The 22,930-nt window shown below is 69.5% G+C and carries 21 protein-coding genes; 20 read left to right on the plus strand and 1 reads right to left on the minus strand.

What is annotated here, in order from left to right; genetic code table 11:
- Positions 1–141 precede the first annotated feature (141 nt).
- The 16 genes from U5911_RS11900 (at position 142) to U5911_RS11975 (ending at position 16,626) form a co-directional block, all read left to right on the plus strand.
- The gene (locus U5911_RS11900; protein ID WP_336034394.1) at positions 142–1,848 is read left to right on the plus strand and encodes a flippase activity-associated protein Agl23; all 1,707 of its coding nucleotides are present in this window, start codon (positions 142–144) and stop codon (positions 1,846–1,848) included.
- A 94-nt stretch (positions 1,849–1,942) separates the two neighbouring features.
- Entirely contained in the window at positions 1,943–3,115 is a 1,173-nt protein-coding gene (locus U5911_RS11905) for a 5-(carboxyamino)imidazole ribonucleotide synthase (protein ID WP_336034395.1), read from the plus strand.
- Positions 3,112–3,723 (plus strand): 5-(carboxyamino)imidazole ribonucleotide mutase, encoded by a 612-nt coding sequence (gene purE, locus U5911_RS11910; protein ID WP_336034396.1) that lies wholly within the window; start codon positions 3,112–3,114, stop codon positions 3,721–3,723. Before U5911_RS11905 ends, purE begins: the two co-directional genes overlap by 4 nt.
- Positions 3,724–3,934: 211 nt before the next feature.
- On the plus strand, positions 3,935–4,339 hold the full coding sequence (locus U5911_RS11915) for an NADH-quinone oxidoreductase subunit A (protein WP_336034397.1): 405 nt from the start codon (positions 3,935–3,937) through the stop codon (positions 4,337–4,339).
- On the plus strand, positions 4,329–5,036 hold the full coding sequence (locus U5911_RS11920) for an NADH-quinone oxidoreductase subunit B (protein WP_336034399.1): 708 nt from the start codon (positions 4,329–4,331) through the stop codon (positions 5,034–5,036). Before U5911_RS11915 ends, U5911_RS11920 begins: the two co-directional genes overlap by 11 nt.
- Positions 5,033–6,709, plus strand: a complete 1,677-nt coding sequence (locus U5911_RS11925; protein WP_336034401.1) for an NADH-quinone oxidoreductase subunit D — start codon at positions 5,033–5,035, stop codon at positions 6,707–6,709. The genes U5911_RS11920 and U5911_RS11925 overlap by 4 nt, the downstream gene beginning before the upstream one ends.
- Positions 6,710–7,789, plus strand: a complete 1,080-nt coding sequence (locus tag U5911_RS11930) for a complex I subunit 1/NuoH family protein (RefSeq protein ID WP_336034402.1) — start codon at positions 6,710–6,712, stop codon at positions 7,787–7,789.
- On the plus strand, positions 7,786–8,247 hold the full coding sequence (locus U5911_RS11935) for a NuoI/complex I 23 kDa subunit family protein (protein WP_336034403.1): 462 nt from the start codon (positions 7,786–7,788) through the stop codon (positions 8,245–8,247). The genes U5911_RS11930 and U5911_RS11935 overlap by 4 nt, the downstream gene beginning before the upstream one ends.
- 61 nt (positions 8,248–8,308) lie before the next feature.
- Positions 8,309–8,578 carry an NADH-quinone oxidoreductase subunit J gene (locus U5911_RS11940; RefSeq protein WP_336034404.1) on the plus strand — a complete coding sequence of 90 codons (270 nt, stop codon included), beginning with the start codon at positions 8,309–8,311 and terminating at the stop codon, positions 8,576–8,578.
- Positions 8,575–8,886, plus strand: coding sequence for a proton-conducting membrane transporter (locus tag U5911_RS11945; protein WP_336034405.1), 312 nt, complete (start codon positions 8,575–8,577; stop codon positions 8,884–8,886). The genes U5911_RS11940 and U5911_RS11945 overlap by 4 nt, the downstream gene beginning before the upstream one ends.
- The gene (gene nuoK, locus U5911_RS11950) at positions 8,886–9,191 is read left to right on the plus strand and encodes an NADH-quinone oxidoreductase subunit NuoK (protein WP_336034407.1); all 306 of its coding nucleotides are present in this window, start codon (positions 8,886–8,888) and stop codon (positions 9,189–9,191) included. The genes U5911_RS11945 and nuoK overlap by 1 nt, the downstream gene beginning before the upstream one ends.
- Before the next feature lies 1 nt (position 9,192).
- Positions 9,193–11,274: an NADH-quinone oxidoreductase subunit L gene (gene nuoL, locus U5911_RS11955; protein WP_336034409.1), complete on the plus strand. Its 2,082-nt coding sequence runs from the start codon at positions 9,193–9,195 to the stop codon at positions 11,272–11,274.
- Positions 11,275–12,831, plus strand: a complete 1,557-nt coding sequence (locus tag U5911_RS11960) for a complex I subunit 4 family protein (protein WP_336034411.1) — start codon at positions 11,275–11,277, stop codon at positions 12,829–12,831.
- Positions 12,825–14,309, plus strand: a complete 1,485-nt coding sequence (locus U5911_RS11965; protein WP_336034413.1) for an NADH-quinone oxidoreductase subunit N — start codon at positions 12,825–12,827, stop codon at positions 14,307–14,309. Before U5911_RS11960 ends, U5911_RS11965 begins: the two co-directional genes overlap by 7 nt.
- A 61-nt stretch (positions 14,310–14,370) precedes the next feature.
- A complete protein-coding gene (locus U5911_RS11970; RefSeq protein ID WP_336034415.1) occupies positions 14,371–15,777 on the plus strand; it encodes a DHH family phosphoesterase in 1,407 nt (468 codons plus the stop codon).
- 39 nt (positions 15,778–15,816) lie between these two features.
- Complete coding sequence (locus tag U5911_RS11975; RefSeq protein ID WP_336034417.1) at positions 15,817–16,626, plus strand: CBS domain-containing protein; 810 nt, start codon at positions 15,817–15,819, stop codon at positions 16,624–16,626.
- A gap of 43 nt (positions 16,627–16,669) precedes the next feature.
- Here the strand turns inward: U5911_RS11975 and U5911_RS11980 are convergent, their stop codons facing one another.
- Positions 16,670–17,515, minus strand: a complete 846-nt coding sequence (locus U5911_RS11980; protein WP_336034419.1) for a winged helix-turn-helix domain-containing protein — start codon at positions 17,513–17,515, stop codon at positions 16,670–16,672.
- 133 nt (positions 17,516–17,648) lie between these two features.
- Between U5911_RS11980 and U5911_RS11985 the strand changes: the two genes are divergently transcribed.
- From U5911_RS11985 to U5911_RS12000, 4 genes are all read left to right on the plus strand, one after another.
- Complete coding sequence (locus U5911_RS11985) at positions 17,649–18,674, plus strand: ABC transporter ATP-binding protein (RefSeq protein ID WP_336034421.1); 1,026 nt, start codon at positions 17,649–17,651, stop codon at positions 18,672–18,674.
- Entirely contained in the window at positions 18,671–19,492 is an 822-nt protein-coding gene (locus U5911_RS11990; RefSeq protein WP_336034423.1) for an ABC transporter permease, read from the plus strand. The genes U5911_RS11985 and U5911_RS11990 overlap by 4 nt, the downstream gene beginning before the upstream one ends.
- Before the next feature lie 109 nt (positions 19,493–19,601).
- Complete coding sequence (locus tag U5911_RS11995) at positions 19,602–21,305, plus strand: acyl-CoA mutase large subunit family protein (RefSeq protein ID WP_336034424.1); 1,704 nt, start codon at positions 19,602–19,604, stop codon at positions 21,303–21,305.
- Positions 21,306–21,399: 94 nt separating this feature from the next.
- Positions 21,400–22,930: acetate--CoA ligase (locus U5911_RS12000; RefSeq protein WP_336037157.1), on the plus strand; the 1,531-nt coding region annotated here is incomplete at its 3' end.

Below are 22,930 nucleotides of genomic sequence, written 5' to 3' on the forward strand. Positions count from 1 at the left end.
CGCCCCGACTGCGGGGGCGACCAAATGCCTACCGTTCGGCACAGTAATGCCGGGCGCGACCGAGCGCAGTGATGCCGGTCGCGGCTGCCGACTCGCACACGGAAAGTTTGTATGCTCGCCGTTCCGTTCGGCGAACGAACCATGGCCGCCGCCCTCGGACGCCGCCGCACCGCCGCCGGCGTCGCCGTCGCCGTCCTGCTCGCGCTCGCGCTCCGGTTCGCGCTGCTCGGCGACCGCATCTTCCACTGGGACGAAGCCCGCGTCGGGTACTGGGTGCTCCAGTACCAGGCGTCCGGGGAGTACCACTACCGCGCGTTCGTCCACGGGCCGTTCCTCTTCCACGTCAACGAGTTCCTCTTCGGCGCGTTCGGGGCGAGCGACGCGGTGGCTCGCGCGCCGGTCGCGCTCGTCGGCGCGCTGCTGCCGGCGACAGCGTGGCTGTTCCGGACGCGCCTCGACGACGTCGAGGTGGTGGCGCTGGCGGCGCTGCTCGCGGCGAACCCGGTCCTGGTCTACTACTCGCGGTTCATGCGCAACGACGTCCTGGTGGCGGCGTTCGCCGTCGCCGCGCTCGGGTTCGCGGTGCGCGCGCTGGACACCGACCGGGGCGGCTACCTGGTCGCGGCGGGCGCGTTCCTCGGGCTGGCGTTCACGACCAAGGAGAACGCGCTCGTGTACGTGGGGATGTTCGTCGGCGCGAGCGCGCTCCTGCTGGACGCGCGGCTGTTCACCGCGCGCCGCCGCGAGGGGACGGCGGCGAGCGCGCTCCACGCCGAACTCGGGCGGGCGGCGGCGGGCGCGTTCGCGCGGCGGCGCGCGGTCGCCGGCGGGCTCGCGGCGTTCCTCGTGGTGTTCGTGGCGTTCTACGCGCCGCGCCCCGAGATCTACGCGGCGCTCGGCGACCCGACGCGGCTGCCGGGCGTCGTCGCGGCGGGGTCGGTCGGCGCGTGGTCGGAGTTCTGGGGGACGTGGGGAGTGGGTGGCGCGGCGTCGCGCGACCACAGCTACGTCTCGTTCCTGTTCGACGCGGTGCGCACCCTCGGCGCGGCCTCCCTGATGCTGTGCGCGCTCGCCGTCGTCGGCTTCCTCGCCGAGCGGTACGCCGCCGAGGACCCCCGGGACTTCGTGCAGTTCGCGGCGTACTGGGGGATCGCGTCAGTCGTCGTCTACCCGGCGGCCACCGACATCTCGGGCGTGTGGTCGGTGACCCACGCGGTGGTGCCGCTGGCGGTGCCGGCCGCGGTCGGCGTCCGCGTCGTGGTGGACCGCGGCCGGTCGGCGTACGCGGACGGCGACACGGTCAGCGTGGCGCTGGCCGCCGTCGTCCTCGTCGCCGCGGCCGGCCAGATGGGCGCGGTCACGGCGGAGACGTCGTACCTGATGCCCCAGGACGACGAGAACGAACTCGTGCAGTTCGGGCAGCCCGCCAGCGACATGCGCCCGACGCTGGACCGCATCGAGCGCGTCGCGCCCCGGAACGACGGCACGGACGTGCTGTACTACGGCAGCCACTTCCAGGCGCCCGCCGACACCGACACGACGGACCCGGCCAGCGTCGCCGACACGAACTGGTTCCACCGGCTGCCGCTGCCCTGGTACACGGAGCGTGCGGGCGCCGAGACGGCGTCGACGACGCGACTCCGGGAGCCGGCGACGGACGCCGCGGCGGCGAACGCGACGACCGTCGAGGGCACCGAGGCGCCGGTCGTGATAGCGCGCGCCGAACACTACGACGAGGTCGCGCCGCTGCTGGACGGCTACGAGTCGCGGACGTACGAGCTCACGTCGTACAACACGGTGTTCGTGGTCTTCGTGGACGAGAACGCGCCCGGGTACGACGCCCCCTGACGTCGCCGACGCGGCCCCCGACACACCACGTTCGTGCACAACACGCGGTCGAGTTCGGCAATTCTTATGCAGGTGTAGCCGGAACGTCGGCGTGATGACGGTGCCCGTACCCGGAGCGACGATCGGGGTCGTGGGCGGCGGCCAGCTCGGCCGGATGCTCGCGGAGGCGGCCAGCCCGCTCGGCGTCGACGTGGTCGCGCTCGACCCGACGCCGGACTGCCCGGCGTGCCCGCCTGCGGCCGACCAGGTCGTCGCCGACTTCGACGACGAGGACGCGGTCCGCGGCCTCGCGGAGCGCGCGGACGTCCTCACCTACGAGATCGAGCTCGCGGACCCGGACGCGCTCGCCGCCGTGCGCGACGCCACCGGGACGCCCGTCCACCCGTCGCCGGAGACGCTGCGCACCATCCAGGACAAGCTCGTGCAGAACCGCGCGTTCGCGGACGCCGGCGTCCCGGTCCCGGCGTTCCGACCCGTCGACGGCGCCGAGGACCTCGAGGCCGCGTTCGCGGAGTTCGGCCGCCCCCTGATGCTGAAAGCCCGGACCGGCGGCTACGACGGCCGCGGGAACGCGCCCGTCGAGTCCGTCGAGGACGCCCGGGAGACCTTCGGCGACCTCGACGGCTACGTCGCCGAGGAGCTCGTGGACTTCGAGCGGGAGCTGTCGGTCGTCGCCGCGAGCGGCGACGGCGAGACCGCGACGTTCCCCGTCGCGGAGAACGTCCACGAGGCGGAGATCCTCCGCGAGTCGGTCGTGCCGGCGCGCACCAGCGAGGCGGTCCGCGAGGAGGCGACGAGGGTCGCCAGGGACGTGCTGGCGGCGCTCGACGGCCGCGGCGTGTTCGGCGTGGAGCTGTTCGAGGTGGACGGGCGGATTCTGGTGAACGAGGTGGCGCCCCGGCCGCACAACTCCGGCCACTACACCATCGAGGGCTGTTACACGTCCCAGTTCGCCCAGCACGCTCGCGCCGTGCTCGGCCTGCCGCTCGGCGACACCGGCCTCCGCGAACCCGCCGTGACGGCGAACGTCCTCGGCGACCCCGACGGCGAGCCGCGGCCGGCCGAACTCGCCGGCGCGCCGAGCGCGCTCCGCGACGGCCGCGTCTCCCTGCACTGGTACGGCAAGCGCGAGGTCCGCCCCCTGCGGAAGATGGGGCACGTCACGGCCGTCGGCGAGGACCGCGGCGACCTCCTCGTGCGCGCCCGTGCCGCACGCGACGCCGTCTCGTTCCGCGACCCCACCGACGAGGACACACCCGAAACATGACCACCGTCGACGACCTCATCGACCTGTTCGAAGCGGAGGCAGCGCGCGACCGACCGACCGCGGAGACGCCGGACGTCGGCGTCGTCATGGGCAGCGACAGCGACCTCGACGTGATGGCGGGCGCCCACGACGCCCTCACGGACCTCGGGTTCGCGGAGGTCACGGACTACGACGACCCCCCTGAGGGGCACTCCTTCGAGTCGTGGGTCGTCTCCGCGCACCGCACGCCCGACCTCATGTACGCGTACGCCGACACCGCCGCAGACCGCGGACTCGACGTCGTCATCGCGGGCGCCGGCGGGAAGTCCGCTGACCTCCCGAACATGACCGCGTCGCTGGCGTACCCGATTCCGGTCGTCGGCGTCCCCGTCCAGGAGAAGTCCGTCGACTCCGTCATCGGCATGCCCACGGGCGCGCCCATCACGGCCGTCGACGCCGGGAAGTCCTACAACGCCGGCCTGTCCGCCGCGCAGTTCCTCGCGACGAGCGACCCCGAACTCGCCGACCGCCTCCGGGCCCTCTACGACGACCAGAGCGCGGGCGTCGCCGACGTCTCCCGCGAACTACACGAGCGGGGCACTCCCGGCTTCCGCGAGACTCGGGACTGAAATCCGGCGAGCGGAAACCGGGCGCGTCGGACGGCCGCCGTTCCCGGCGCTCGCCGGCGCGTCCGGGAGTCTCGGCGCCGACGCACTCGGCGACCGCCGACGCGTCGAGTCGGCCTGAAACCCCCGAATTCGGGCGCCTCCGGCCGCTGAGGCATAAATCAACGTTTATGGGCGTGCGGTTCGAACCCTCGCTCGTCACGGAGACACTCCTATGAATCCATGGATCGCCATCGGTATGCTGGCGCTCGTGGGCGTGCTCATCCCGGTCGGGATGATGGCCGTCTCTGCACTCCTGCGACCCAGCGTGCCGGAACAAGGGAAGCGAGCCACCTACGAGAGTGGCGAGGTTCCGACGGGGGACGCGCGCATCCAGTTCAACATCCAGTACTACATGGTTGCGCTGCTGTTCGTCGTCTTCGACATCGAGACCGTCCTCATCTTCCCGTGGACAGTCATCTACCAGGACGCCGTCCAGTCCGCCGGTCTGACGCGCGCGCTGCTGCCGATGCTCGTCTTCATCGGCGTGCTCGTCGTCGGGCTCGCGTGGGCGTGGCGGAAGGGCGCCGTCCGGTGGGTGCGGACGCCACGGCACGGAGGCAAACCACATGAGCAGTGACCAACCACGAGACAGTATCACGGGGACCAGCGACCCGCTGACGAAGACCCGCGAGGCCCGCAGCGGCGAGGGGGTCGACAACCGGTTCAACTCGAAGCTACGGGAGGCGTTCGGCTCCACGCCGTTCATCCTCACGAAGTTCGACAAGTTCATGAACTGGGTCCGCGGGTCGAGCATGTTCATGCTGCAGTTCGGGATCGCGTGCTGCAGCATCGAGATGATGCACACCTACGCGGTGAAACACGACCTCGACCGCTTCGGGTCCGGCGTGCCCCGCGCGTCGCCGCGGCAGGCGGACGTGATGATCGTCCCGGGGACGATCGTCTCGAAGTTCGCGCCGCGGATGAAGCGCGTCTACGACCAGATGCCGGAGCCGAAGTTCGTCGTCAACATGGGGAACTGTTCGACCTCCGGCGGCCCCTTCCAGGAGGGGTACAACGTCGTGAAGGGCGCCGAGGAGGTCATCCCTGTGGACATCCACGTCCCGGGCTGCCCGCCGCGGCCGGAGGCGCTCGTCTACGGCGTCGTCAAACTCCAGGAGCGCATCGCGAACGGCGAGTCGTCGCCGGTCACGGTGAAGCCCTACGAGCTCGAACAGTTCGGCGACCTCGAGCGCGACGAGATGGTCGAGAAGCTCTCAGAGGAGATCGACGAGGAGACGCTCGTCATGCGGTACAACTGGGCTGATTCGCCATGAGCACGCAGGAAGAACGACAGGCCGACCTCCCGACGACCGACGCCGGCGAGGTCGACGGCGACGCCGTCGCGGACCTGCTGGGCGACCGCGTCCTCGACCGCGAGGAGCACGGCAACGCCGACGCGTACGTCGTGCGCGCCGACGCGGTCCAGGACGTCCTCTCCACGCTGAGAGACGACGCGGGCTTCGACCACCTGTCCTGCGTCACGGCCCAGGAGTACGACGACCGCTTCGAGTCCATCTACCACCTCAAGCAGTACGACGACCCCACGAAGGAGGTCAGCGTCGTCGTCCCGACGCCGCGGGACGAACCGGTCAGCGAGACGGCCGAACCGGTGTTCCGCACGGCGGACTGGCACGAGCGCGAGGCGTACGACCTCGTCGGCGTCCAGTACGACGACCACCCGAACCTCGAGCGCATCCTCCTCCCCGACACGTGGCAGGGCCACCCCCTGGGAAAGGACTACAACCAGGACAAGCCCCAGATCGTCACGTTCGAGGAGAACAAGAACCCCCTCGAGGACCACGCGCGCGGCGGCGAGGACTCGGACACGATGTTCCTGAACATCGGTCCCCACCACCCCGCCACGCACGGCGTCCTGCACGTCGAGACCGTCCTGGACGGCGAGCAGGTCGCGGACGTCAACCCCGATATCGGCTACCTCCACCGCTGCGAGGAGCAGATGGCCGAGAAGGGCACGTACCGCTACCAGATCATGCCCTACCCGGACCGCTGGGACTACGGCCCGGGCGGCATCATCAACGAGTGGGCGTACGCGCGCACCGCCGAGGACCTCGCGGACATCGAGGTGCCGGAGTACGCGCAGGTCGTCCGGACGATGTCCGCGGAGATGTGCCGCATCGCGTGTCACCTCCTCGCCACGGGGACGTTCTGTCTGGACATCTACGGCGACTTCACCGCCATCTTCATGTACGCGATGCGGGACCGCGAGATCGTCCAGAACCTCCTGGAGGACCTCACGGGCCAGCGCATGATGTTCAACTACCTCCGCCTCGGCGGCGTCGTCTGGGACGTCCCGGAGCCCCGCGAGGAGTACTTCGAGAAGGTCCGGGACTTCCTCGACGACCTCCCGGCGAAGCTCGACGAGTACCACGACCTCATCTCCGAGAACGAGATCCTCCAGTCCCGCACCGTCGACACCGGCTACCTCGACCCCGACGTCGCGAAGAGCTACGGCGTCACGGGCCCGGTCGCGCGCGGCTCGGGCATCGACTACGACCTCCGCCGCGACGACCCCTACGGCTACTACGAGGAACTCGACTGGGACGTCGTCACGGAGGACGGCTGCGACAACTACGCTCGCCTGCTCGTCCGGATGCGCGAGATTGAGCAGTCCGCGCGCATCATCGAGCAGTGCGTCGACCTCCTGGAGGACTGGCCGGAGGACGACCGCGAGATCCAGGCCAACGTCCCGCGCACGCTCAAGCCCGACGCCGGCAAGGAGACGTACCGCGCCGTCGAGGGCGCGAAGGGCGAACTCGGCATCTACATCCGCTCGGACGGCACCGAGAAGCCCGCGCGCTTCAAGATCCGGAGCCCCGCGTTCTGCAACCTCTCGGCGCTCCAGGAGATGTCCTCCGGCGAGTACGTGCCGGACCTCGTCGCGACGCTCGGCAGCCTCGACGTCATCCTCGGGGAGGTGGACCGCTAGATGACGCCGGTGCTGTTCGACGCCGTCGCGACGGCGACGCCGCTGCCGGACACCATCAACGAGCTGCTCGGCATCGGCGGGTTCGCGGGCGAACTCGTCTCGATGTTCCTCGCGGCGTTCCTCATCGGGAACATCATGCTCGCGATGACCGCGGTCGCCGGACCGTGGGCGAAACGGAAGATCACCGCCGCGTTCACCGACCGCATCGCGGTCAACCGCGTCGGCCCGTTCGGCCTGCTGATCATCGTCGCGGACGCCGTCCGCCTGCTCTCGAAGGAGCTCATCGTCCCCGAGGGCGCCGACCGCCCCGCGTGGGACCTCGCGCCCGTCGTGCTCGCGGCGTCGGCGCTGCTGGCGTTCGCCGTCATCCCGATGGGGAACGGCATCCAGCTCGCCGACCCCGAGACCGGGCTCGTGTTCGTCTTCGCGGTGGCGTCCATCGCGAGCCTCGGCCTGCTGATGGGCGGCTACGCCTCGAACAACAAGTACAGCCTCATGGGCGGCCTGCGGGCCGTCGCGCAGAACATCGCCTACGAGATCCCGCTCGTGGTCACCGCCGCGTCGGTGGTGCTGTTCACGGGCACGCTCCAGATGAGCGAGATCGTCGCTATCCAGCAGAACACGACGCTCGTGACCCTCGCCGGCGTCCGGATCCCGGCGTGGTTCGCGTTCGTCAACCCGTTCGCGTTCGCGCTGTTCATGGTGGCGAACCTCGCGGAGGTCGGGCGCAACCCATTCGACACGCCCGAGGCGCCGACCGAGATCATCGGCGGCTACCAGACGGAGTACTCCTCCGTGTACTTCGTGCTGTTCTACCTCGGCGAGTTCGTCCACATCTTCCTCGGCGGCGCCATCGTGGCGACGCTGTTCCTCGGCGGCCCGGCGGGGCCGTTCCTGCCCGGGTTCGTCTGGTTCGTCATCAAGATCTGGGCGGTATTCCTGTTCACGCAGTGGTGCCGCTCGGCGGTGCCGCGCGTCCGCATCGACCAGCTCATCGAGATCGGCTGGAAGGGCATGCTGGTGCTCTCGTTCGCCAATCTCGTGCTCACCGCAGCGATCCTCGGGGTGACCGGACTATGATCGGACTCCTGAAATCGATGGCGACGACGATGAAACACGCCCTCGACGGCGAGACGTTCACCGTCGAGTACCCGGACGAAGCGCCGGAGGTCAGCCCGCGCTTCCGCGGGATCCACAAGTTCAGCCAGGAGCGCTGCATCTGGTGTCGGCAGTGCGAGAACGTCTGCCCGAACGACACCATCCAGATCGTCACGGACAAGCAGCGCAACGGCGAGCAGTACAACCTCCACGTCGGCCAGTGCATCTACTGCCGGCTCTGCGAGGAGGTCTGCCCGGTGGACGCCATCCTCCTCACGGAGAACTTCGAGTTCACCGGCGACACGAAACACGACCTCGTGTTCAACAAGGAACAGCTGAAGAACGTGCCGTGGTACAACGACCTCGACCCCCTGGCGTCCCGCGAACCCGACCGTGGTGCGTGGGTCGGCGAGGGCGAAGGCGAGGTCGACTACCAGTAACGGACTCGCGCCCGTCTCGAAACCTACAAAGGGCGTATTTGCGAACGACAAGGTGACTGAAATGGTGTACGAAATACTCGCGTTCGGGCTGTTCGCGCTGGTGACGATAGCGTGCAGTCTGGGCGCTGTACTGGTGCGGGACGTGTGGCACTCCGCGCTCCTGCTCGGCGGGTCGCTGTTGAGCTTCGCCGTGCACTACGTGATGCTCCAGGCGGAGTTCGTCGCCGCGATGCAGATCCTCGTCTACGTCGGCGGCGTCCTCATCCTGATCACGTTCGCGGTGATGCTCACACGTCGAGAGAGAGGTACAGGGGAGGTGACTAACGCATGACGACGCGACCGGAACTGCGGGACCCGTCGACGTTCGTGCCCGGGGTCGTCGCCGTGGCGCTGTTCGTCGTGCTCGCGGCCGTGTTCGTCGGCGCCGGGTTCGGTGACGCGGTCGGCTTCGGCGACGTGAACATCACGGCGACCATCGGGTACGCGCTCCTCGGCCTGCTGGACGTGGCCGGCGAGACGGCGCCCAGCAGCGAGGGGTTCCTCGCGGCGTTCATCATCATCGCGTTGCTGCTGGACGCCGCGCTCGAGGGGTCGGTGCTGCTCGCGACGCGGGACGCCGAAGGGGGTGACGGCGAGTAATGGCGGTCGCCGTCGAGTACTACCTCCTGCTGTCCGCGGCCGTGTTCTGCACGGGCGTGTTCGGCGTGCTCACGCGCGAGAACGCGCTGATGTTCCTCATCAGCGTCGAGTTGATGCTGAACGCCGCGAACATCAACTTCGTCGCGTTCTCGCACTTCTACGGCAACCTCACGGGGCAGGTGTTCAGCCTGTTCGTGATGGCGCTCGCCGCCGCGGAGGTCGCCGTCGGCCTCGGCATCATCCTCGTGCTGTACCGGAACTTCGACGACATCGACGTGCGGAAGGCAACGACGATGAGGTGGTAAGATGGCAGGCGCAACCGAGTTCACGGCCGCGATTCCGCTGCTGCCGTTCGCCGCGTTCCTCGTCGCACTGGTCGCCGGGCACTTCGCGCCCCGGCTGCTGCCGAAGGGCGGCGCGATCCCCGGCATCGTCGCGACCGCCGGGTCGCTGCTGCTGTCCGTGTGGACGTTCTTCGCGGTGAGCCAGGGAACCTACCACACCGAAACCGTCTACACGTGGGTCGTCGGCCAGAACACGTTCGACCTCCACTTCGGGCTGCTCGTCGACCCGCTGTCCGCGATGATGCTGGTCATCGTGTCCCTGGTCGCATTGCTCGTGCACGTGTTCAGCCTCGGGTACATGAACGACGAGGGCGAGACCGGCCTGCCGCGGTACTACGCCGGCCTCGGCCTGTTCACGTTCTCGATGCTGGCGTTCGTCGTCGCGGACAACCTCCTGATGGCGTTCATGTTCTTCGAGCTGGTGGGCCTCTGCTCGTACCTGCTCATCGGCTTCCACTTCCGGGAGCCGGGGCCGCCGAGCGCCGCGAAGAAGGCGTTCCTCGTGACGCGGTTCGGGGACTACTTCTTCCTCATCGGCGTCGTCGGCGTGCTCGCGACGTTCGGCACGAGCCGGTTCGTCGCCGCCGGCGAGGGCGCCAGTAGCTTCCCGGGCCTGGCCGAACAGACGCTCGCCGCCGTCCAGCACGGCGAGGGCGCGGTGCCCGAGCACGTGGCGTCGTTCCTCGACGTCGTCGGGTTCGAGCCGCAGACGTGGTTCGCCGTCCTCGGCCTCCTGGTCCTCGGCGGCGTCGTCGGGAAGTCCGCGCAGTTCCCGCTGCACACGTGGCTGCCGGACGCCATGGAGGGCCCGACTCCGGTCTCCGCGCTCATCCACGCCGCGACGATGGTCGCGGCCGGCGTCTACCTCGTCGCGCGCATGTACGGCTTCTACGCGCTGCTCCCGACCGTCCTCGCGATCGTCGCGCTGGTCGGCGGGTTCACCGCGCTGTTCGCCGCGACGATGGGCGTCGTGAAAGACGAACTCAAACAGGTGCTCGCGTACTCCACCATCAGCCAGTACGGCTACATGATGCTGGGGCTGGGCGCGGGCGGCTACGTCGCCGCGACCTTCCACCTGATGACCCACGCGTTCTTCAAGGCGCTTTTGTTCCTCGGCGCCGGGTCGGTCATCATCGCGATGCACCACAACGAGGACATGTGGGACATGGGCGGCCTGAAGGACAAGCTCCCCGTGACCTACTACACGTTCCTCGCCGGGTCGCTGGCGCTCGCCGGTATCGTGCCGTTCGCCGGCTTCTGGTCGAAGGACGAGGTGCTGTACTACGCGCTGAACTACGGCTCCGGCGAGACGCCCATCCTGCTGGCCGCGTACGGGATGGGGCTGCTCGCCGTGTTCTTCACGGGCTTCTACACGTTCCGCATGGTGTTCCTCACCTTCCACGGTGACGCGCGCACGGACACCGCCGAGGACCCCCACGGCGTCCGCTGGAACGTCAAGCTCCCGCTCGTGGTGCTCGGCGTGCTCGCGGCGACCGCCGGCCTCGTGAACATGACGCCGGTCGCGAAGCTCACGGGCGCGCACATCGAGTACCTCCACCAGTGGCTGGTCATCCCGGAGGGCAGCGAGTTCGCCGCCCTCGGCTACGACCAGTACCACCACCTGCTCGTGGACTTCGCCGGCTACGGCGCCGCCGACGTCGGCGTGCTCGCGCCGGCCGCCGTCTCCCTGGGCCTCGCGCTCGCGGGCGCCGGCCTCGCGTGGAAGCTCTACAGCGTCCCCGAGCCGGTCGAACACACCGAGAAGCTCGGCGCGGTCAAGACCGTGCTGTACAACAACTACTACCAGGACGAGTACCAGGTGTGGCTCGCCGAGGGCCTCACGCTCCCGCTGGCGCGCGCCGCCGACGCCTTCGACCAGGGCATCGTCGACGGCGTCGTCAACGGCGTCAGCAGCGTGAGCCTCTTCGCCGGCGGCCGCGTCAAGCGCGTCCAGGACGGCCTCGTGACGCACTACGCCGCCCTGTTGACGCTGAGCCTGGTCGTGCTCCTGGTCGCGTTCGGCCTCATCGGGGGGTGGTTCTAGATGTTGATCGAAGCACTCATCGCCGTCACACTGGTCTCGGCGTTCGCCGTGATGCTCGCCCCCGACCGGATCGCGGGCAGGCTGGCGTTCGCCCTGAGTCTGCTCCCCGTCGCGGGGAGCGTCTGGATGTTCGCACAGTTCGACGCAGCGGGCAACGCGCTCTTCGAGAGCGGGAGCCTGGCGTTCGAGACGACGGCGCGGTGGATCACGGTCGGTCCGTACGCGCTGAACTGGCACGTCGGCCTCGACGGCATCAGCATGCCGCTGGTCGTCCTGTCGACGGTGCTGACGTCGCTGGCGATGCTGTCCGCGTGGACGCCCATCGACGAGCGGCAGAGCCAGTTCTACGCGCTGATGCTGTTCATGGAGGCGAGCCTCCTCGGCGTCTTCACGGCGCTGGACTTCTTCGTGTGGTTCGTCTTCTGGGAGTTCGTGCTCGTGCCGATGTACTTCCTCATCGGCATCTGGGGCGGCCCCCGCCGGAAGTACGCCGCGATCAAGTTCTTCGTGTACACGAACGTCGCGAGCCTCGTGATGTTCATCGGGTTCGTCGCGCTCGTGTTCGCGCTGGACGTCAACACCTTCGACATGGTCGCGGTGACGACCGCGCTCGACGAGAGCGCGTTCACGACGACGTACGGCCTCGGCGCGGAGACCCTGAAGGTCGTCGCGTTCTTCGCGATGTTCTTCGGGTTCGCCGTGAAGGTGCCGACCGTCCCCCTGCACACGTGGCTGCCGGACGCCCACGTGCAGGCGCCGACGCCGGCCTCGGTGATGCTGGCGGGCGTCCTCCTGAAGATGGGGACGTACGCGATGCTGCGGTTCAACTTCACGATGCTGCCGGAGGTCGCACGCGAGTACGCGGTGCTCATCGCCGTCTTCGCCGTGGTCTCCGTGATCTACGGCGCGATGCTCGCGCTCGCCCAGCAGGACCTCAAGCGCATCGTCGCGTACTCCTCGGTGTCCTCTATGGGGTACGTCATCCTCGGCCTGGTCGCGTACAACGTCTACGGCCTGGGCGGCGCGACCTTCCAGATGGTCGCCCACGGCCTCATCTCGGGGCTGATGTTCATGTGCGTCGGCGTCATCTACAACGTCGCCCACACGCGCATGGTCGGGGACCTCTCCGGCATCGCGGACAAGATGCCGGTCACCGCGGCCGTCTTCGTCGCGGCGGCGTTCGGTTACATGGGCCTGCCGCTGATGGCCGGGTTCGCCGGCGAGGTGTTCATCTTCATCGGCGGGTTCCAGGCGACGTTCCCGTACGCCCAGCTGTTCACGGCGCTGGCGATGTTCGGCATCGTCGTCGTCGCCGGCTACCTCCTGTTCGCGATGCAGCGCGTCCTCTTCGGGCCGTTCAGCGCGGACACGGACTACGACATCGTGCCGGCGGCGAGCCACGACGCGTTCGCCATCGTCGTGCTCGTGGTCCTCGTCATCGTGCTCGGCACCGTGCCCGAGCTGTTCTACGACATGATCCAGGACGCGGTGAACCCGATGGTGGACTCGTTCCCGGAGGCGACCGCCTCCCTCGCAGGGGGTGAGTTCGGATGGTAGAGCTCCCGCCGCTGACGCCCCAGCTCGCGCTCGGCGTCACCGCGCTCGTGCTGTTCGGCGTCGACATCGTCGCGCCGGACACCCGGAAGAACGGCGTGCTCGCCGGCATCAGCGCGGTCGGCACGACCGTCGCGGCCGCGACCGCCGCGTGGTTCCTCGCGGCGGGGACGGGCGACTACCGGTTCGTGCAGTTCGACGGCGCGCTCGTCGTGGACGCGTTCAGCCTGTTCTTCGCGTTCGTCGTCGGCAGCGTCGCCACGCTCGTCGTGGTGGCCAGCTACGACTACGTGCGCGAGGAGGACCACCTCGCGGAGTTCTACTCGCTGACGCTGCTGGCGGCGACCGGCATGACGCTGATGGCGTCCGCGAACAGCCTCGTGACGGCGTTCGTCGCGCTCGAACTCGCGAGCCTCCCGTCGTACGCGCTCGTCGCGTTCCTGAAGACGAACCGGGGCAGCGTCGAGGCCGGCCTGAAGTACTTCCTCGTCGGCGCGCTGTCCTCGGCGGTGATGGCGTACGGCATCAGCCTCGTGTACGCGACCTCGGGCAGCCTCCTGCTGGCCGACGTCGCCGACGCGGTCGCCGGCAACGAGTTCGGCGGCGTGCTCGGCCTCGGCGTCCTGATGCTCGTCGGCGGGTTCGCGTTCAAGACCGCCTCCGTGCCGTTCCACTTCTGGGCGCCGGAGGCCTACGAGGGCGCGCCCTCGCCGGTGAGCGCGTTCCTGTCGTCGGCGTCGAAGGCCGCCGGGTTCGCGGTCGCGTTCCGCGTCCTGGTCACGGCGTTCCCCATCGCGGACGTCGCCGCGGTCGCAATCGACTGGACGCTCCTGTTCGCGGTGCTCGCGGTCGTGACGATGACGCTCGGGAACTTCGCCGCGGCCACCCAGGACCGCGTCAAGCGCATGCTCGCGTACTCGTCTATCGGGCACGCGGGCTACGTCCTGATGGGGCTGGCGGCGCTGCAGTCCGGCGCGACGGACGCGAACTCGTTCGTGCTCGGCGCGTCGATGACTCACCTGCTCGTCTACGGCTTCATGAACACGGGCGCGTTCCTGTTCGTCGCGCTCGTCGAGTACTGGGACGTCGGGAAGACCTTCGAGGACTACAACGGCCTCGGCACGCGCGCACCCGTGGCGTGCGTGGCGATGACCGTGTTCATGTTCAGCCTCGCCGGCCTCCCGGTCGGCGGCGGCTTCCTCTCGAAGTACCTCCTGTTCGCGGGCACCGTGCAGGCCGGCTTCGCGTGGCTGGCCGCCGTCGCGGCGGTCAACAGCGCGCTGTCGCTGTACTACTACTCGCGGGTCGTGAAGGCGATCTGGATCGAGGAACCCAGCGACGACCTGACGCTGCGCGGCACGCCGACCGGCCTCTACGCGGCCGTCGTCGCCGCCGCCGTCGCGACGGTCGTGTTGCTGGTGGCGTTCGACCCGGTCGCCCGGACCGCGATCCACGCCGCCGAGGTCCTGTTCGCGCTGTAGGCGGACGGGACTTCCCGACAGCGGTACCTTTTAGCGGATACGTCGGTTACCTCGGCCCAGCATGGTTTCTCGGCTGGTGCTCGGCTGCGGTGCGACGGGGCACGCCGTCGTGGAGGCGCTCGCCGAGCGCCGCGGCGACCTGTTCGTGCTGGACGGCGACGAGAGCCGCGTCGAGTCGCTGCGCAACGAGAAGATCGCCGCCGAGGTGCGGGACGTCACGGACGCCGACGCCGTCCGGAGCGTCGAGCGCGACCCCGACGTGGTCGTGGTGGCCTCCGACGACGCCGGCGTGAACCGCCTCGCGGCGACCGCCGCCCGCGACGCCTACCCGGACGCCGAACTGGTGGCGTTCCTCGGGTACGGCGCGACCAGCGACGACCGGGACGCCCTGGCGTCCCTGGCGGACCGCGTCGTCGACCCGGGCCACGCGGTCCTCGAGCACCTCGACGAGGTTGCGGCGTCGGGGTCGTCGGCGAAGCTCCAGGCGTTACGCGGGACGCTCGCCGGCGTCTCCGGGACGCTCGGCGTCTTCACGCACGACAACCCGGACCCGGACGCCATCGCGGCCGGCGTGGGGCTGGCGCGCATCGCCGAGGAGTTCGGCGTCGACGCCGAGGTGTGTTACTTCGGCGACATCAGCCACCAGGAGAACCGCGCGTTCGTCAACCTCCTCGAACTGGACGTGCGCAACGTCGCGCCCGGCGAGGACCTCGACTTCGGCGCGATCGCGCTCGTCGACCACTCCGCGCCGGGCGTCAACGACCAGCTGCCGCCGGACACGGACGTCGACATCGTCGTCGACCACCACCCGGAGAAGGCCGAGGTGCGCGCGGACTTCGTGGACATCCGCGAGGGCCTGGGCGCGTCCAGCACCATCCTCGTGGAGTACGTCCGCGGGTTCGGCCTCGATATCGACGAGTCCGTCGCGACCGCGCTGCTGTACGGCATCCGCGTTGACACCAAGGACTTCGCGCGGGAGATCACCACCGACGACTTCGAGGCGGGCGCGTGGCTGGTGCCGCGGGCGGACACGGACGTCCTCGAGCGCATCGAGAGCCCGTCGATGAGCGCGGACACCCTCGACACCATCGCGCGCGCCATCCGCAACCGCGAGCTCGACGGCTCCGTGCTGGCGTCCTGCGTCGGCGCCATCGCCGACCGCGACACGCTCGCGCAGGCCGCCGACCGCCTGCTCGCGATGCGCGGCGTGACCGTCACGTTCGTCTACGGTTACACCGACGGCACCATCTACGCGTCGGCGCGCTCCCGGAGCAGCGACGTCGACCTCGGCGAGGTGCTGCGGACGGCGTTCGGCGACCTCGGGAGCGCCGGCGGTCACGCCGACATGGCGGGCGCCCAGCTCCCGCTCGGCCTCTTCGACGAGGTCGGCGCGGACGCCGAGCACACGCTCACCGAGATGGTCGAGGACGTCGTCGCGACGCGGTTCTTCGAGGAGATTCGGGGCTGACAGCAGGCCTTTTGCCGGTCGCCCGCGTACGGGGCGGTGATGGATTCGGCGCTCGACCACGACGGGGCGAAGCCGACGGTCGGCGACTACATGACGCGGGACGTCGCGACGGTCTCTCCCGACGACAGCGTCCGTGACGTCGCCGTCCGCATCTCGGAGAGCGAGCACAACGGCTTCCCGGTGACGGAGGGGCGGCGCGTCGAGGGGTTCGTGTCCGCTCGCGACCTCCTGCTGGCGGACCCCGACGAGCTCGTGTTCAAGGTGATGAGCGAGGACCTCATCGTCGCCCACCCGGAGATGAAGGTGACGGACGCGGCCCGCGTCATCCTGCGGTCTGGCATCCAGAAGCTCCCGGTGGTGGACGACGCCGGGAACCTCGTGGGCATCATCTCGAACTCGGACGTCATCCGCTCCCAGATCGAGCGCGCGACCCCGGAGAAGGTCGGGAAGCTCAAGCGCACGCTGGAGACGATCCACGGCGTCGAGGCCCGCGAGGAGCGCCGCACGGTGCGGCTCGCGGACCTCGTGCCCACCCAGGGGAAGGTGTACGCGGACGAACTGGAGGGCCGGCAGTACGAACTCGACCACGGGCTGGCGGAGCCCCTCGTGGTCATCGACAACGGCGGGCCGGACGGCGAACTCCTGCTGGCTGACGGCCACCACCGCGTGATGGCCGCCGAACGGGCGGGCATCGGGGAGATGGACGCCTACGTCATCGTGCTGGACCGCCGCGTCGACCTCGGGATGGCGCGCACCGCCGAGAAGGAGGGCCTGGAGTCCATCGAGAACATCGACGTGGTGGACTACGCCCACCACCCGCTCGTGGAGACGGTCGAACGCCTCCAGTAGTCGGACTTCCACGACCGCGACGGAGTCAGACCGCCGCCAGTTCTCAGACCGCCTCGACCGCGAGGTCGTCGTGGACGCGGAGGTCGACGGCGTCGCCGCCGACCTCGACGGTGAGTTCGGCGACCGGCGGCGACTCGGAGACGAGGGCGGCGTCGCTGCGCGACCCGACGAACTCGAGGTCGGTGAGGAACTGCCGCCGGACGTCGACGCCGTGGTCGTGGTAGAGGGCGACGACGGCGGGGTGGCGGACGGCGAGGACGCCGACCGGGAACTCCGGAGCCATCCAGCAGTTCCGGCACTCGAGGGCGACGCGTAGGTGGTCGCCGTCGTCGTCCGCGAAGTCGTCGACGACCATGCGGCCCGAGCAGATGGGGCAGACGCCGTCGGCCATCGCCTCGACGTCGCGCTGGAGGTCGCCGACGACGAACGACACGACGTCGTCGATGGTCGCGTCGGCGGCCGTCGCGGGCGGCACGGACGTCTGCACGAGCACGTCGTCGTGGGGGCACTCGACGGTGACCACCTGGTCCTCGTAGGTGGCGGTGAGCGGGTCGCCGCAGGCGGGGCAGTCGTGGTCGACCTCGCCGGCGAGCTCGCCGACGTCCTCGGTGTAGGTGCCGGCCTCGACGGAGCCGATGGCCTTCAGTCCGACCGCGGTCGGGACGTAGCCGCCGTCGCGCTTGACGACGAACCGGTCCCGGAGCTTCCCGAGGTGGTAGTTGAAGCGGCCGGCGTCGTCGACGCCGACGGCGCGGCGCAGCTCGGAGAACTCGACGGTCGACCCGTCGACGGAGTGGCTGAGGTCGGCGAGCTCGCGGAGGATGGCGACGCGCGTCGGGTCCGAGAGGACGTCGAACGCCGCGGCGGCCGCCTCGTCGTCGTCGCTCATGCGTGAGCGGTCTCGCCCCGCCAGTAAAAACCCCCGACCTGACAGCGAGCGAATAGAACGAGCGTTCTGGAATCAGACGAACAGAAACGTCATTCTGGGAACCGTTAAGCGGGCGCGGGCCGCCGGTGTACCCATGCCACGGGTCACCCAGCAGTCCAGCCGGGACGACCAGCCCTCCACCGACCGGACCGCGGAGACGGTCCTCGCCGTCGACGGCCTCCGGAAGACGTACGGCAGCGGCGAGGACGCCGTCCGCGCCGTCGACGACGTCTCCTTCGACGTCCACCGCGGCGAGGTCGTCGGCGTCCTCGGCCCGAACGGCGCCGGCAAGACGACCACCATCAAGTCCATCCTCGGCCTCGTCGTGCCGTCGGCCGGCAGCGTCGAGATCGGCGGCGTCGACGCACACGAGCACCCGCGGGCCGTCTACCGGCACGTCGGCGCGATGCTCGAGGGCGCGCGCAACGTCTACTGGCGGCTCACCGTCCGCGAGAACCTCGAGTTCTTCGCCGCGCTCGGCGGCCAGAACCCGAAGGCCGTCCGCGACCGCCACGACGCCCTCCTCGAGCAGTTCGGGCTCGCCGAGAAGGCCGACGAGACCGTCAACGACCTCTCGCGCGGCCAGAAGCAGAAGGTCTCGCTGGCGGCGACGCTCGCGCGGGGCACCGACGTCGTGTTCCTCGACGAACCCACGCTCGGCCTCGACGTCGAGGCCTCCCTGGAGCTCCGCCGCGAACTCCGGCGGCTCGCCGACGAGGAGGCCATCACGGTCGTGCTCTCCAGCCACGACATGGACGTCGTCGAGGACGTCTGCGACCGCGTCGTCATCCTCTCGGAGGGCCGGGTCATCGCGGACGACCCCGTCGACGAACTCGTCTCCGTCTTCGACACGAAGGCCTACCGCGTCACCGTCGACGGCACCGTCCCCGACGGCGTCCGCGAGCGCCTCGAAACCGCGTTCGGCGTCGACGGTTTCGAGCGCGTCGGCGACCGCACGCAGTTCGACGTGACGCTGGCAGGGGACACCACGCTCCACGGCGTGCTCGACGCCCTCCGGGACGCAGACGTCGAGCTCGCCGACGTCGACGGCCACGACCCCGACCTCGAGGACGTGTTCCTCGAGGTCACGAACAACCGCGTCCGGGGTGACGGCGAGTGAGCGCGTCCGCGCCGACCGGCGACGCGGCCGCCGTCGACACCGGCGCCCGCGGCTACCTCCGGCTCTTCCGGGCGTCGTTCAAGAAGATGGTCGTCCTGCTGGTCCGCTACCCCGTGAACACGCTCTCGCAGTTCGGCACCCTCCTGCTGTTCTTCCTCGTGTTGTTCTACGGCGGGCGAGCGGTCGCGCCCGCCGCCATCTCGGAGACGCTGTCCGGGCTCATCGTCGGCTACCTCCTGTGGACGCTCTGCGTCGCGTCCTACGGCGGCCTCTCGTGGGGCGTGACGCGGGAAGCCCAGTGGGGGACCCTCGAGCAGCTGTTCATGTCGCCGTTCGGCTTCGGCCCCGTCATGGTCGCCCGGACGCTCGTGAGCGTCCTCGAGACGTTCCTCTGGGGCGTCGCCACGCTGCTGTTCATGATGGTCGTCACCGGCCGCTGGCTGGCCATCGACCCGGTGACCGTCCTCCCGCTGGTCGCGCTCGCGCTCGCGCCCGCCGTCGGCATCGGCTTCGCGTTCGGCGGGCTCGCCATCCGCTTCAAGCGCATCGAGAACGCCTTCCAGCTCGCGCAGTTCGCGTTCGTCGGGCTCATCGCCGCGCCCGTCGACCAGTACCCCCTGATGCAGTGGCTGCCGCTCGCGCAGGGCAGCCAGCTCCTCCAGACCGCGATGACCGACGGCGTCCGCCTCTGGGAGTTCCCGGCCGGCGAACTCGCCGTCCTCGTCGTCACCGCCGTCGGCTACCTCGCCGCTGGCTACGCCGCGTTTCACTACTGCCAGCGGTGGGCCCGACGCGACGGCGTGATGGGGCACTACTGACGGCGCGCGTGGCGACGGACCGACCGCGTTCGCCGGGGACGTCGACGCGGCGTCGCCGTGGGACCACCTGACCGAATCCTTAATGGATTCTCCGGCAAATTTTCCGTCCATGTACGACGAGGACGACCTCGCGGACATCCGCGAGGCGCGCGAGGACTGGGAGGACGAGACGCTCGACCCCGTACTCGACCGGTACGGCGAGCGCAAGGACCGCTTCGCGACCGTCTCCAACCTCGAGGTCGACCGCCTGTACACGCCCGAGGACGTCGCCGGCCTCGACTACGAGACCGACCTCGGGTTCCCCGGCGAGTTCCCGTACACGCGCGGCGTCTACCCCACCGGCTACCGGGGCCGCACGTGGACGATGCGGCAGTTCGCGGGCTTCGGCACCGCCGAGGAGACCAACGAGCGCTTCCACTACCTCATCGACGAGGGCCAGACCGGGCTGTCGACGGCATTCGACATGCCGTCGCTGATGGGACTGGACAGCGACGACCCGATGAGCCTCGGCGAGGTCGGCAAGGAGGGCGTCGCCGTCGACACCCTCCGGGACATGGAGGTCCTCTTCGACGGCATCGACCTCGACGAGGTCTCCACCTCGTTCACCATCAACCCGTCCGCGCCGGTCGTCTACGCGATGTACCTCGCGCTCGCCGACCAGCAGGGCGTCGACCGCGAACAGCTCCGGGGCACCCTCCAGAACGACATGCTCAAGGAGTTCATCGCGCAGAAGGAGTGGGTCGTCCCGCCGGAGCCCAGCCTGGACCTCGTCACGGACGTCGTGGAGTTCTGCGCCGAGGAGACGCCGAAGTTCCACCCCATCTCGATTTCGGGCTACCACATCCGGGAGGCCGGCTCGACGGCCGTCCAGGAGCTCGCGTTCACGCTCGCGGACGGCTTCGCGTACGTCGAGGACGCCCTCGACCGCGGCATGGACGTCGACGAGTTCGCGCCCACGCTGTCGTTTTTCTTCAACTCCCACAACTCCGTCTTCGAGGAGGTCGCGAAGTTCCGCGCCGCGCGCCGCATCTACGCCCGCGTGATGGACGAGTGGTACGGCGCCGAGGCCGAGGCGTCGAAGACCCTGAAGTTCCACACGCAGACCGCCGGCCAGAGCCTCACCGCCCAGCAGCCCCTGAACAACGTCGCGAGGGTCACGCTGCAGGCGCTGGCGGCGGTGCTCGGCGGCTCCCAGAGCATCCACACGAACTCCTACGACGAGGCGCTCGCGCTCCCGAGCGAGGAGGCCGTCCGCGTGGCGCTGCGCACCCAGCAGATCATCGCCGAGGAGTCCGGCGCGGCGGACATCGTCGACCCCCTCGGCGGGAGCTTCGCCGTCGAGTCGCTCACCGACGAGGTCGAGGAGGAGGCGATGGCGTACATCGAGGAGATCAGGGAGATGGGCGACGGCAGCGTCCGCGACGGCGTCCTCGAGGGCATCGAGGAGGGGTACTTCCACCGCGAGATCCAGGAGTCCGCCTACGAGTACCAGCGGCGCGTCGACGAGGGCGAGGAGACCGTCGTCGGCGTCAACGAGTACGAGATCGACGAGGACACCAGCCCCGACCTGCTGCACGTCGACGAGGACGAGACCCGGGAGCGCCAGCTCGACCGCCTCGAGTCCGTGAAAGACGACCGCGACGACGAGGCCGTCGCGGACTGCCTGGACGCCCTCCGCGAGGCCGTCCGCTCCGAGGAGAACACGGTCCCGTACATCGTCGACGCCGTGAAGGCGTACGCGACGATGGGCGAGATCATGCAGGTGTTCGAAGACGAGTACGGCAGCTACCAGGAGACCGCGGCCGCCGTCTAGGCCGGCCCTACTCCCACGTTCGTCCACCGTACGCCGGCCCGGAGTACCGGTTCGTGAACAAACCTTATGGCCGTGTTCGTCGTTGCCTAGCACGATGAGCGACGAATCACAGCTAGAGGCACGACTGGAGGCACAGGACGAGTTCGAGCCGCCGGCGTCGTTCGTCGAGCAGGCCAACGTCACGGACGAGGCCATCCGGGAACGCTTCGAGGAGGAGTGGCCCGAGTGCTGGGAGGCGGCCGCGGAGCTCCTGGAGTGGCGGGAGGGCTACGACCAGGTGCTGGACGACTCGAACCCGCCGTTCTACGAGTGGTTCACGGGCGGCGAGCTGAACGCCAGCGAGAACTGCCTCGACCGCCACCTCGCCGACCGCGGCGACGAACCCGCCATCGAGTGGGTGGGGGAGCCGCCCAGCGAGGACAACCGCACGTACACGTACGCGGAGCTCCACCGGGAGGTCAACGAGTTCGCGGCGGCGCTCCGGGACCTCGGCGTCGAGGAAGACGACGTGGTGACGATGTACATGCCGATGATTCCCGAGCTCCCCGTCGCGATGCTGGCGTGCGCGCGCATCGGCGCGCCCCACAGCGTCGTCTTCGCGGGCTTCTCCGCGGACGCCCTCGCGACGCGCATGGAGTCCGCGGACTCCGAGTACCTCGTGACGGCGAACGGCTACTATCGCCGCGGCGACCCCCTCGACCACTTCGAGAAGACCCGCGACGGCCTCGACTCGGTCGGCCACGAGGTCAGCGACGTGGTGGTCGTCGACCGCCTCGGGGACGACGGCTTCGACCACGACCGCCGCGAGAACGAACACGACTACGACGCTCTCGTCGCCGACCACGAGGGCGCCGAGGTCGAGCCGGTCGCCCGCGACGCCGAGGACATGCTGTTCCTCATGTACACCTCCGGGACCACCGGCCAGCCGAAAGGCGTCAAACACACCACCGGCGGCTACCTCTCGTGGGTGACCTGGACCAGTCACGCGGTCCTCGACGTCAAACCCGAGGACACGTACTTCTGTTCGGCGGACATCGGGTGGATCACCGGCCACTCGTACATCGTCTACGGCCCCCTCGCGCTCGGCACGACGACGATGATGTACGAGGGGACGCCGGACTACCCGGACAACGACCGGCTCTGGGAGATCGTCGAGGACTACGACGCGACGCAACTGTACACGGCGCCGACGGCCATCCGGGCGTTCATGAAGTGGGGCGAGCAGTACCCGGAGGCCCACGACCTCTCGAGCCTCCGGCTGCTCGGCACCGTCGGCGAACCCATCAACCCGCGCGCCTGGAAGTGGTACTACAAGCACGTCGGCAACGAGGAGTGTCCGGTCGTGGACACGTGGTGGCAGACCGAGACCGGCGGCATGATGGTCACGACGCTCCCGGGCGTCGACACGATGAAACCGGGCTCTGCCGGCCCGCCGCTCCCCGGCGTCGACGCGAGAGTCGTGGACGCCGCGGGCGAGGAGGTGAACGCCGGCGACGCGGGCTACCTGACGGTGCAGAACCCGTGGCCGGGGATGTTGCGCACCCTCTACCAGAACGACGAGCGGTTCGTCCAGGAGTACTGGGCGGAGTACTCCGACACGGACAGCGACGATTCCGGCGACTGGG

It is taken from the genome of Halobacterium yunchengense (assembly GCF_037031165.1).
GTDB classification, from domain to species: domain Archaea; phylum Halobacteriota; class Halobacteria; order Halobacteriales; family Halobacteriaceae; genus Halobacterium; species Halobacterium yunchengense.